The 11,511-nt window shown below is 72.5% G+C and carries 12 protein-coding genes and 1 pseudogene; 4 read left to right on the forward strand and 9 right to left on the reverse strand.

What is annotated here, in order from left to right; all coding sequences use genetic code 11:
* Positions 1–109 precede the first annotated feature (109 nt).
* From def to QCN29_RS01735, 8 genes are all read right to left on the reverse strand, one after another.
* On the reverse strand, positions 110–739 hold the full coding sequence (def, locus tag QCN29_RS01700) for a peptide deformylase (protein WP_279925627.1): 630 nt from the start codon (positions 737–739) through the stop codon (positions 110–112).
* Between the two features lie 103 nt (positions 740–842).
* Positions 843–1,853, reverse strand: coding sequence for a tetratricopeptide repeat protein (locus tag QCN29_RS01705; RefSeq protein ID WP_279925628.1), 1,011 nt, complete (start codon positions 1,851–1,853; stop codon positions 843–845).
* Positions 1,854–1,981: 128 nt separating this feature from the next.
* Positions 1,982–3,238: an HD-GYP domain-containing protein gene (locus QCN29_RS01710; protein WP_279925629.1), complete on the reverse strand. Its 1,257-nt coding sequence runs from the start codon at positions 3,236–3,238 to the stop codon at positions 1,982–1,984.
* A gap of 5 nt (positions 3,239–3,243) precedes the next feature.
* A complete protein-coding gene (locus QCN29_RS01715) occupies positions 3,244–4,719 on the reverse strand; it encodes an HD-GYP domain-containing protein (RefSeq protein ID WP_279925630.1) in 1,476 nt (491 codons plus the stop codon).
* A 166-nt stretch (positions 4,720–4,885) separates the two neighbouring features.
* Entirely contained in the window at positions 4,886–5,188 is a 303-nt protein-coding gene (rsrA, locus tag QCN29_RS01720; protein ID WP_240134881.1) for a mycothiol system anti-sigma-R factor, read from the reverse strand.
* The gene (locus tag QCN29_RS01725) at positions 5,185–5,841 is read right to left on the reverse strand and encodes a sigma-70 family RNA polymerase sigma factor (RefSeq protein ID WP_398859080.1); all 657 of its coding nucleotides are present in this window, start codon (positions 5,839–5,841) and stop codon (positions 5,185–5,187) included. Before QCN29_RS01725 ends, rsrA begins: the two co-directional genes overlap by 4 nt.
* Positions 5,842–6,077: 236 nt before the next feature.
* Positions 6,078–6,716, reverse strand: coding sequence for an alpha/beta hydrolase family protein (locus QCN29_RS01730; RefSeq protein ID WP_279925632.1), 639 nt, complete (start codon positions 6,714–6,716; stop codon positions 6,078–6,080).
* Between the two features lie 35 nt (positions 6,717–6,751).
* Complete coding sequence (locus tag QCN29_RS01735; protein WP_279925634.1) at positions 6,752–7,567, reverse strand: SOS response-associated peptidase; 816 nt, start codon at positions 7,565–7,567, stop codon at positions 6,752–6,754.
* Positions 7,568–7,629: 62 nt separating this feature from the next.
* Between QCN29_RS01735 and QCN29_RS01740 the strand changes: the two genes are divergently transcribed.
* The 4 genes from QCN29_RS01740 to QCN29_RS01755 all read left to right on the forward strand — a co-directional run bounded on the left by QCN29_RS01740 (position 7,630) and on the right by QCN29_RS01755 (position 11,203).
* Positions 7,630–8,334 (forward strand): M50 family metallopeptidase, encoded by a 705-nt coding sequence (locus QCN29_RS01740; RefSeq protein WP_279925635.1) that lies wholly within the window; start codon positions 7,630–7,632, stop codon positions 8,332–8,334.
* Positions 8,335–8,389: 55 nt separating this feature from the next.
* Positions 8,390–9,736, forward strand: coding sequence for a 3-phosphoshikimate 1-carboxyvinyltransferase (gene aroA, locus QCN29_RS01745; RefSeq protein WP_279925636.1), 1,347 nt, complete (start codon positions 8,390–8,392; stop codon positions 9,734–9,736).
* Positions 9,737–9,742: 6 nt separating this feature from the next.
* The gene (rsgA, locus tag QCN29_RS01750; protein ID WP_279925638.1) at positions 9,743–10,756 is read left to right on the forward strand and encodes a ribosome small subunit-dependent GTPase A; all 1,014 of its coding nucleotides are present in this window, start codon (positions 9,743–9,745) and stop codon (positions 10,754–10,756) included.
* Between the two features lie 123 nt (positions 10,757–10,879).
* The gene (locus QCN29_RS01755; RefSeq protein WP_240134874.1) at positions 10,880–11,203 is read left to right on the forward strand and encodes a DMT family transporter; all 324 of its coding nucleotides are present in this window, start codon (positions 10,880–10,882) and stop codon (positions 11,201–11,203) included.
* Here the strand turns inward: QCN29_RS01755 and QCN29_RS01760 are convergent.
* A pseudogene (locus QCN29_RS01760) lies at positions 11,169–11,511 on the reverse strand (hypothetical protein); the annotation flags it as partial. The gene QCN29_RS01755 and the pseudogene QCN29_RS01760 sit on opposite strands and share 35 nt — an antisense overlap.

Genomic DNA, 11,511 nt, shown 5'->3' on the forward strand with positions numbered 1-11,511 from the left:
ATCACAGGAGCCCCGGGCGGCGACCACTAGAACCCAAGCCGCCGCCCGGGGCTCTCGTCTGCGTCGGACGGCTGGCGCCCCTCCCGGCAGGCTTTGCCCGGTCGCGGCACTAGTCGTTCGGGACGACCGGGTAGCGGGGGGCGCCCTCCGCCATCTGCCGCAGCGCGTCCTTGCGCTCCCGCTTCGACAGCCGGTCGATGTAGAGGCGTCCGTACAGATGGTCCGTCTCGTGCTGGAGGCAGCGGGCGAAGTAGCCGGTGCCGCGCACCCTGATCGGCTTGCCCTCGGCGTCCTGGCCGCGGACCACCGCATAGTCGGGGCGGGCCAGCGAGGCGTACGCGGTCGGCACCGACAGACAGCCCTCGTTGGAGTCGTCCAGCACGCGCTGCTCCGGCGCGAGCTCCTCCAGCACCGGGTTGCAGACGGCGCCCACGTGCCGTACGCCCTCGTCGTCGGGGCAGTCGTAGATGAACACCTTCAGGTCGACGCCGATCTGGTTGGCGGCGAGCCCCACGCCCTCCGCCGTCCGCTGGCTGGCGAACATGTCGTCGATCAGCGCGGCGAGCTCGTCGTCGAACTCCGTGACGTCCCGGCACTCCTTGTGGAGCACCGGATTGCCGACGACCGTGATCGGACGGGACGTGCCGCGCTCGCGGTGTGCGCGCTCACGCTCCTCGCAGTCCTCCGTGTCCACGACGAAACCGTCGTTCACGAGCTGGTCCGTCTCCTGCTGCGCCATGTCAGACTCTGCGCCTTCCTCAGTACCCGACGTACATACCCGGTTCGGTCAGGGTGTCCGGCGGGTGTACCCGATGCGTGCCCGTACAGCCTACGGCCAGCCGTCAGCACACTTCCTCGAGATCCCGCCATTCCCGGGAGTCCGGGCTGTCCGCGACCCAGCCGTCCAGCAGGCCGCGCACCAGCCCGGCGGGCGCGGCGATCCCGCACTCACGCTCGGGGGTCCACAGATCGCCGCCGGTGCGGTGGCCGAGCGGCCCCGGGTGGCCCGGCTCGCTGTGGTCATGGGGGTCGAGGTGCTCTCCCTCACCCTCGGCGCTGGGCATCGTGCTCTCGGAACAGGCCCGGCACAGCAGCCGCACCGAGGACGACCAGTCCTCGGCGGCGAATCCGGCGTCGGCGGCGAGCTGCTCCAGGGCGTCCCGGTCGGCCTCCGTGGCGGCCTCCAGCAGCACCACCCAGGTGGGCACCGGTGACGGGGCCCACAGCTCGATCTCGTCGAAGACGGGGTAGGAGGGTCCGGCGGCGGTCGTCCGCTCCCCGTGGGGCACGCCGTCGTGGAGCACGACCTCGCCCCAGCGCCGCCCGGAGGACGGCAGCGGGATGGACAGCACCTCTATCCGCGCCGGGTCGAGCCGCCGACCCCAGACCACCTCCGCCTCGCCCTCGGGCGACAGCCGTACGGCCGCGCTGCCCAGGTCCATGCCGAGCGGTTCGCCGTTCGACGCGGAGGCGCCTGCGGCGCTCCCGGCACGGGTGGGGCCGCCGGGCACCTTGAGGCCGTAGGCCTGCCAGGCGCGGCGGGCCAGCGGCCAGTCCTGCAGGGCGGTGGCGGCGATGCCGACATTCCACCAATCGGGTGCCCCGGTCTCCTTGTCGAGCAGGGCGACGGCGCGCAGTCCTGCGGCACGCGCCTGCTCCCAGTCGTGCCGGAACTTGTGCAGCAGAGCCAGGTTGAACCAGGACTCCGACAGCCAGGGCTCCAGGTCCGCGGCGCGGGTCAGCAGCGCGCCCGCGTCCTCGTAACGGCCGTCGCCGATCAGCGTGAACGCGCGGTCGGTGGCCTGCCGCCACGAGGCGGAGGGCCGATGCCGTACCTTCCCGAAGATCCTCACGATTCCCGCCTGCCGGTCGCTCGGGTCACTGCCCCCGGACACCCTCTCGCTCGAGGGGTTCCCCTGCGGGACTCCCTCTTCTCCGCATCCAACCATGCCCGGTCGGGCGCTCGCTCATTACCCATGGGTTACCCGGGCGGGGCCGGGGCCAGACCGCCTCGGGCGAGGACTCTGGCGAGGGCCTCGACGACCTCCGGCTGGAAGTCGCGCGCGGTGGCGAGCCGCAGTTCCTCCAGCGCGGCGAGCGCCCCGCCCGCTGTCCCTCCGCTTCCCCCGGCCAGGTCGTCGTATGCGTTGACGGCGCGGACGATCCGGGCGGCCCGGGGCTGGTCCCGGTAAGGATCGGCCTGCCGTTCGACGACCGCGGCGACGGACGCGGCTCCATGGACGCCGGTCTGCCGGACGACGGCTCCGCCGAGCAGCGCGATACGGCGCTGCTCGGCGGCCGGGAGCAGCGCCGTGGCCCCTTCCGGCACCGGGTCGACCAGCGAGAGCTGCCCGATGTCGTGCATCAGGGCCGCGTACTCCAGCACCGCGAGGTCCGCCCCGGACAGGCCCATCTCCCGGCCTACCGCGCAGCTGAGCCGGGCGACCCTGCGGGCGTGGCCGGGCCGGGTGTAGCCGGCGACCTCCGTGGAGCGGGCGAGGGAGGCGATGATCTGCCGGTATGCGGTGCGCACCCGCGCGTGCCGGCGGAAGGACAGCTGGGTGAGCAGCAGCGGCAGGCTGAAGAGGGGCAGGGCCCACAGCCCGGCGACGGCGACCGCGAGGGGAAGGGCCGCGGCGGTGGCGCAGACGGCGGCGCCGACGCCGCCGAGGGCCCGCAGCTCGTCGCGCAGCAGCGGGGCGTACGGGTAGCGGGTGCGGTCGTGCAGCAGTGCGGCGGCCAGCAGCGCGTCGCACAGGGCGGTGAGCGCGAGCAGCGCAAGCAGAAAGAGGGCATGCCAGGCCCCGTGGCCGAGGAGGCGGTCCAGCTCGCCGGAGTGGGACAGCGGCTGGAAGCAGACGGCGGCGAAGGCGGCGGTGAGCGTCCTGTGCACCACATGTTCGAGCGCGGGTCCTTCACCGCGTGCCACATGGGGTACGGATCCGAGGAGTACGGCCGCGACGACGACGGCGACGGTCTGCGGCATGCCGTGCGCGGCGGGTCCGTCCGCGCACCGGGCGAGCAGTGCGTAGGCCAGCGCTCCGGCGGCTCCGAGCGGCGCGGGCTCCCGCTCGCCCGGCAGGGCGCGGCAGCGGGCCAGCTCGCCCACGGCGATGAGCGCCCCGAAGGCAAGGGCGATGCCGGGCTGCTGGAGTCCGTGCCACGCCGTCCATCCGACGCCGGCCAGGGCGACGGCCCCGCTCGTCCCGTAGACGCCTGCCGTGGTCAGCCTGGACATGGGGTTCACCGGGTGCCCGAAGCCGATGCGGACGAGACGTTTCCGCGCACGCCTGGTCTGCCGTCCTCGCCGGGGGCGGCGGAGTCCGGCTCGCCGTATGCCGCCGCGGCCGCCTCCGTCGTCGTTTCCGTCGTCGTTTCCGGCTTCGATTCCGGCTTCGATTCCGGCTGCCAGCCGTGCCGGCGCAGCGCCCGGGCCAGCGCTCGCACCATTCGGGGGTCGAACTGCGTCCCCGCGCACCGCTCCAGCTCCGCGACCGCTTCGGCTGCCGGCCGCGCCCTGCGGTACGTGCGGGTCGACGTCATCGCGTCGAAGGCGTCGGCCACGGCGACGACCCGCGCGAACACGGGGATCTGCCGCCCTGCCAGACCGTAGGGATAGCCGCTGCCGTCCATCCGCTCGTGGTGGTGGAGGACCGCCGACCGGGCCTCGCCGAGGAAGCCGATGCCCCGCACCACCTCGTGGCCGAATTCGGGGTGGAGTTCGATGGTCCGGCGCTCCGCCTCCGTCAGGGGGCCGTCCTTGCGGAGCACCCGCGTCGGCACGCCGAGCTTGCCCACGTCGTGCAGGACGCCGGCGAAGCGGAGCAGTTCCAGCCGTTGCCCGTCCCACCCCAGCTCGCGTCCGATCAGCACCGACGCCTGTCCCACGCGGTCGCCGTGGCCCCGGGTGTACGGGTCCTTGATGTCGACCGCCTGCACCAGCGCGCGGACGGCGGCGTGGTGCGCGGCCCGCTCCCGATGTGATGCGGCGAAGTGCCGGCTCGACACATACAGGGGCGCCAGCACGCACACTGCGGCCACGGGTCCGTACGGGCCGTTCCAGAGCAGCGCCGCCAGCAGTCCGCCCAGCCCGTGCACGGTGTACGAGGGCAGTGCGGCGGACAGCAGTCCGCGCCAGGCGGTGCGGACCGGCATGCGCTCCGCGGCGGCGCGCATGCCGCCGTCCAGCGCGGCGAGCGCCAGGCAGAAGACGAGCGCGGCCGCCCCCGCCGCCGACAGGGCCTTCACAAGCCCCTCCGGGAGGGCTTCTTGGCGCAGGGCGGGCCCGCCGCCCAGCCATGTGAACGCCTGGGCCGCCGCCCAGGCCGCAAGGACGAGCCGGGCCGCGCGCCAGGCCCTGCGCGGGCCTGCCGGGCGCTGCTCCACCCGGCCCAGCAGGGCGGCGGGCAGCGCGACGACCGCGGCGGCGCCGGGCGGCAGCAGGAAGGCGGCGGCGAAGAGCACCGGGAAGAACCCTCCGCCGGGCCGGCCGGGCCGGCGGTGCGAGGGGATCTCACACAGCGTATGGAGCGCGGCGAGCGGCAGGAGCGTCGGCAGCGCGGCGGCGGCCGCGGAGGGCGCGCCGGCGGCATCGGAAGCGGACGCCAGGCACACCGCGGCGGCGCACAGCACGGCCGCCGCGACGCAGCCGTACGCCGCGCGCGGCACTTGTTCCGTCGCTGCCGTCGGCGTCTCCGACGCCGTCGGTAAGGCCGTCACTGCCCCGTGCCCTCCTCATATCGAGCGCCACGCTAGCGATATGGGGGAGGGCGTACGGCTGATAAGCGCACTGTTCGCACCTATGGGTGACGGCGGGCGGGCCCGCAGGGCCCAGAGGGAGTGTGTGCAGGGCTGCGCGACAGCGCAGAGCCTGCCGGGAGGGGCACTAGTCGGCGCTGCCCGCGGCCGTCACGTCGGAGTCCGGCACGGCCTGTCCCGACCTGATCAGATCGATCCGGCCCATGACCTTGGCACGCAGGTCGCTGGGCACGTCGTCATGCCCGCAGCACCGCTTGACCAGCTTCTTCACCGCCTGCTCGAGACCGTACTTCTCCAGGCACGGCGAGCACTCCTCGAAGTGCGTCTCGAACTTCGTGCAGTCGCTGTCGGGCATCTCGTGGTCGAGGAACTCGTAGAGATGGTCCAGGACCTCAGAGCAGTCCGTCTCGTGCGGCTCTCCGCAGCTCATGAGCCCGAGCCTTTCGCGTCGTTCGACTCCCCCGCTCCGGCAGGCACGAGCCCGCGCTCACGGGCGTAGTCCTCGAGCATGCCGCGCAGCTGGCGACGGCCCCGGTGCAGGCGGGACATCACCGTCCCGATGGGTGTTCCCATGATGTCCGCGATCTCCTTGTACGCAAAGCCCTCTACGTCCGCGAGATAGACCGCGATCCGGAACTCCTCGGGGATCGCCTGGAGCGCTTCCTTGACGTCCGAGTCAGGCAGATGGTCCAGGGCCTGCGACTCGGCGGAGCGCAGTCCGGTGGACATATGCGACTCGGCGCGGGCGAGCTGCCAGTCCTCGATCTCCTCGGCGGCGCTCCGCTGAGGCTCGCGCTGCTTCTTGCGGTAGGAGTTGATGAAGGTGTTCGTGAGGATCCGGTACAGCCAGGCCTTGAGATTGGTGCCCTCACGGAACTGGTGGAACGATCCGTACGCCTTGGCGTAGGTCTCCTGCACCAGGTCTTCCGCGTCCGCCGGGTTCCGGGTCATGCGCAGCGCGGCCGAGTACATCTGGTCGAGGTAGCCGAGGGCGTCGCGCTCGAAGCGCGCATTGCGCTCTTCGGACGTCTCTTCCCTCTGTACGTCGCCCTGTACGCCGTCGGTCCCAGTGACCGGACCCACCTCCTCGACCGCCGTGGCGAGACCGGATGCGGACCCGCTCGATTCGGAGAATAGACGACTGCCCACCGGTGCCGCCGCCGGAATATGCGCGGTCCGGGCCGCGGGGAGCACGGTCCAGTCCAGCTCGGCGGCGTGCGCGCGGTCGGGGCATATGGTCGAACCCATGCGGCGGACTCCTACTCCATGCTCGATGCACTGACTTCCGGCATCCGCTGCAACGGCAGGGCGGGGGCGCGCTATTCCCGGAGCCCGAGGACCCATGGACGTACGGCGTCGACGACCGTCCGGACGGCGTCGTCCGGCGTCATTCCGCTACGTTTGGGCACGGCGAAGGAGTGGTCGCCGTAGGGCACGGCCGCCAGCTCGTACGGCCCCTGGGGAAACTCCTCGGGCTTCCCGAACGGATCGTTCGCCCCCTGTACGACGAGCGTGGGGAGGGTCCGGGCCGCGTCGAGGAGCTCGTCGGCCCGGGACTTCTCGGGCTTGCCGGGCGGGTGCAGGGGGAAGCTCAGCGCGAGCACGCCCACGGCGCCGAGGTCCTCGGCGGTGCGGCAGGCCACACGGGCGCCGGCGCTGCGGCCGCCGGCGACGACGGGAAGCCCCGGCTTCCGCAGCGCGGGCCAGATGCCGCGCCAGCCGCTGTCGAGCGTCCTGGGCGCGGGCGCGACCTTCTTCCCGGCGACGCGCCAGGGCTGCTCGACGAGGGCGACGGCGACCTTGTCCCGGTGCAGGGCCCGGGCGAGCCCCTGCAGGTCCCGCGCCTCGATCCCCCCTCCGGCCCCGTGCCCCAGCGCCACGACCAGCCGCGCGCCCTCGGGCACGGCCCAGGTGACCCGGGCCTCGCCGGCGTCCGTCCCCACGCTCTCGCTTCGCATCACGCCCCCAATCCTGCCGGAACACGGCCTTCCGGTCAGAACAGCGTCCCCTCCTCAGGGCCCTCCAGCTCCTTCAGCAGCTCCGGCCCGTTGTTGCGCACATTGCTCACCGCGGTCCCCACCGCGTACGCCCGCATCAGCCCGCCCTCCGGCGGCTCCAGCAGCCCCCGCAGCGCCTCCTCCTCCGTCCGGGACGGGTCCAGCCAGGCGTCCCACCGGTCCGGGGTCAGCATCAGCGGCATACGGGGGTGGATGTCGGACAGCGACTGCGGGCCCTCGGCCGGGGCCACCCCCAGCGGGCCGGCGGCCGCCTCCGTCGTGATCACGGAGCAGGTCACCCACCAGGCGAGCGGATGCTCGTCCGGCAGGGTCCGGTCTCGCCAGAACTCGTACAGCCCGGCCATCGCCATCACCGACCCGTCCGCCGGGGTGACGAAGTACGGCTGCTTCCGCGGCCGCTTCTTCTTCCCCGCGACCTCCAGATCCCGCTCGTCCGAGCCGGTCACCCACTCGTAATAGCCGTCCGCCGGCAGAATGCACCGCCGAGCGAGGAACGCCTTCCGGAACGACGGCTTCTCGTGCAGCGTCTCCGCTCGGGCGTTGATCATCCGGGCCGCGCCCTCCGGGGACTTCGCCCAGGACGGCACGAGCCCCCATTTCAACGCCCTGAGCTGGCGAACCGGACGGCGGTCCGCCGCGTCTTTCAGAGGACGCTCGAGGATCGCGTAGACCTCCTTCGTGGGGGCCACGTTCCAGTCGGGCTCCAGCGTCTCCTCGGGCTCCCACTTCTCGACCTCGAAGAGCCCTGCGAGATCCTCGGGTCTGCGACTCGCTGCATACCGTCCGCACATGAGTGCCACACTGCCACTCCTGCCCGCCGCCCGACCACCGCCCTTGAGGAGCCGCCCGAGAAATGGTCACGACATCCCTGTGGGACCGACTTTTCGGCACCCAGTCCGCCCCTGACGAGTGGCTCGTCATCGTCACCGGCCTCGCCGCGCTCGCCGTCGTCGTCCCGCACCGCGTCTGGCGGATCTCGCGCAACGCCATCACCATCGCCCACGAAGGCGGCCACGGCCTGGTCGCGCTGGCCACCGGCCGCAGCCTGGACGGAATACGGCTGCACTCGGACACCAGCGGTCTGACCGTCAGCCGCGGCAAGCCCACCGGCGTCGGCATGATCCTCACCGCGGCGGCCGGCTACACCGCCCCTCCACTCCTCGGCCTCGGCGGGGCGTGGCTGCTGGCCGCCCACCACATCACGCTGCTGCTGTGGCTGGCCACCGCGCTGCTGCTGGCCATGCTGGTGATGATCCGCAACGCGTACGGGGCACTCACGGTGGTCCTCACAGGTGCGGCGTTCCTGCTGGTCTCCTGGCTGACCGGGCCGCAGGTGCAGTCCGCTTTCGCATACACGGCCGTGTGGTTTCTGCTGCTCGGCGGCGTCCGCCCGGCCTTCGAGCTGCAGTCGAAGCGCCGACACGGCGGTGCGCCGGACTCCGACGCCGATCAGCTGGCCCGGCTGACCAACGTCCCGGCCGCGATGTGGCTGTTCCTGTTCCACGCGGTGTCGGTGTGCTCGCTCATCGGCGGTGGCCGATGGCTGCTCGGCCTGTGATCTCAGCAGATCTGATCAAGATTCGTCCGTGCGTGGACCCACTAAAGTGATGGCCATGACCGAAAGCTCCGTGCACCCCGCCCTCTGGCCCGCCCCCTACGCGACCGGAGCCGTCGAAGCGACGGTCACCGTGCCCGGATCGAAATCCGTCACCAACCGGGCCCTGGTGCTGGCCGCGCTGGCCGCCGAGCCCGGCTGGCTGCGCCGTCCGCTGCGCTCCCGGGACACGCTGCTGATGGCCGCCGCCCTCCGTGCGCTGGGCGTCGGCATCGAGGAGACCGTCTCCTCGAGTTCCGCCGCCGCGCCGGGCGCGGAACTCTCGGAAGGCGGCGAGGCCTGGCGTGTCATCCCCTCCGGCCTGCACGGACCCGCCACGGTCGACGTGGGCAACGCCGGCACGGTCATGCGCTTTCTTCCCCCGGTCGCAGCCCTCGCCGACGGTCCGATCCGCTTCGACGGCGACCCCCGCTCGTACGAGCGTCCCCTGAACGGCGTGATCGACGCACTGCGCGTCCTCGGCGCCCGCATCGACGACGACGGCCGCGGCTCGCTGCCGATGACCGTCCACGGCGGCGGCGCGCTGGACGGCGGGACGGTGGAGATCGACGCCTCGTCGTCCTCCCAGTTCGTCTCCGCGCTGCTGCTGTCCGCCCCGCGCTTCAACCAGGGCGTCGAGGTGCGCCACACCGGCCGCACGCTGCCCTCCATGCCGCACATCCGGATGACCGTCGACATGCTGCGGGCCGTCGGCGCGCAGGTCGACGAGCCGGAGACCGGCGGCGAGCCGAACGTCTGGCGGGTCTCGCCCAGCGCCGTCCTCGGCCGCGATCTGACGATCGAGCCCGATCTGTCCAACGCCCAGCCGTTCCTCGCGGCCGCGCTGGTCACCGGCGGGCGGGTGGTCATCCCCGACTGGCCGGAGCGCACCACCCAGCCCGGTGACGCGCTGCGGGAGATCTTCACCGAGATGGGCGGTTCCTGTGAGCTGACCGACGCCGGTCTGGTGTTCACCGGCGCCGGTCGCATCCACGGCATCGATGTGGACCTGGGCGAGGTCGGCGAGCTGACCCCGGGCATCGCGGCCGTCGCCGCCCTCGCCGACTCCCCCTCGACGCTGCGCGGCGTCGCCCACCTGCGGCTTCACGAGACGGACCGGCTGGCCGCCCTGACCAAGGAGATCAACGAGCTGGGCGGTGATGTGACGGAGACCGAGGACGGTCTGCACATCCGCCCGCGCCGGCTGCACGGCGGCGTGTTCCACACGTACGACGACCACCGCATGGCCACGGCCGGCACGGTCATCGGCCTGGCGGTCGAGGGCGTGCAGATCGAGAACGTGGCGACCACCGGCAAGACCCTGCCCGACTTCCCGCAGATGTGGGCAGAAATGCTCGGGGTCTGAAGCGCCATGCGCCGTTACGGCAAGCACGCCGACGAGGACGACGTCCGGGTGCGCCCCAACCGCAAGGGCAACCGGCCGCGCACCAACATCCGGCCCAAGCACGAGGACGCGGCCGAGGGCATGGTCCTCACCGTCGACCGCGGCCGGCTGACCTGTCTGGTCGAGGACCGGGCAGTGGTGGCGATGAAGGCCCGCGAGCTGGGCCGCAAGGCCGCCGTCGTCGGCGACCGGGTCGCCATCGTCGGGGACCTGTCCGGCGCCAAGGACACCCTCGCCCGCATCGTGCGGATCGAGGAGCGCTTCTCGGTGCTGCGCCGTACCGCGGACGACGACGATCCGTACGAGCGGGTGGTGGTCGCCAACGCCGACCAGCTCGCCATCGTGACCGCTCTCGCGGACCCGGAGCCGCGACCGCGGCTGATCGACCGCTGTCTGGTGGCCGCCTACGACGGCGGTCTGGAGCCGCTGCTGGTGCTCACCAAGTCGGATCTCGCCCCGCCGGACGAGCTGCTGGCGCTGTACGGGGCGCTGGGCGTGCCCCATGTGGTGACCACGCGCGAGGAGTTCGTGGACGGCGTGGCGGCCGACCGGGTGCACGAGCACCTCAGAGGCCGTACCACCGCCTTCGTCGGACATTCGGGCGTCGGGAAGACGACGCTGGTCAACGCGCTGGTGCCGAAGGAGCGGCGGCGGACGACCGGTGTGGTCAACGCCGTCACCGGCCGCGGCCGGCACACCACCACCTCGGCGCTGGCGCTGCCGCTGGCGGACCCGGCGGGAGGCTGGGTGATCGACACCCCGGGGGTGCGGTCGTTCGGTCTGAACCACGTCGATCCGTCCCGGGTGATCCATGCCTTCCCGGATCTGGAACCGGGCACGGAGGACTGTCCGCGCGCCTGCAGCCACGACGAGCCGGACTGCGCACTGGACCGCTGGGTGGCGGACGGCCATGCCGACCCGGCGCGGCTCCACTCGCTGCGGCGGCTGCTGGCGACCCGTGAACGACGCGAAGGGGATTGATCCGCTCACGTTTGCGGTCGACGACTGCTGGTAAGTGCATACTCGCACCAAGCGAGACGAAGCAGTCGAGACAAGGCAGGCCGAGACGTAGGCAGTCACCGACCGACACGGGAGGCACTGACGATGGCGTGGCTGCTGGTCATTGTCGCCGGACTACTGGAGACGGGCTTCGCCGTCTGCCTCAAGCTCTCCCACGGCTTCACCAGACTCTGGCCCACCATCGCCTTCGCAGCCTTCGCCCTGGGCAGTTTCGGGCTGCTGACTCTGGCGCTGAAGCGGCTGGACGTGGGCCCCGCGTATGCCGTGTGGACGGGCATCGGCGCGGCGGGCACCGCGATCTACGGGATGATCTTCCTCGGGGATCTGGTCTCCACGCTGAAGATCGTCTCCATCTCGCTGGTGATCGTCGGGGTCATCGGCCTGCAGCTCTCAGGTTCGACCCACTGACGGGAGAGCCGAGAGCCGTGCGGACCGCGGCGCCCACATCGTCCGGCACGGGCACGACGACATAGGAGAGGGCGAGCCGCAGGGCCAGCTCGCAGTGGTGAGCGAGATCGCGGTGCTCGGCGCCCTCCCGCCCCCTGGCGGTCTGCGCCCAGGGGGTCGCAGCCGCCGTCCGGGGCGCGGTTGCGGGCCCGCCGCCGAGGGGCGCCGTGCCCGTGCCCGTACCGCCCAGCACCGCCAGCGACCGGTCGCGCACCGCCGCGAGCAGCTCCGCCGGGGCCGGCAGCGGGCCGTCGGCACGCCGCTGGGCG

Source organism: Streptomyces chengmaiensis (assembly GCF_029846775.1).
In the GTDB taxonomy this organism is placed as follows: Bacteria; Actinomycetota; Actinomycetes; order Streptomycetales; family Streptomycetaceae; genus Streptomyces; species Streptomyces chengmaiensis.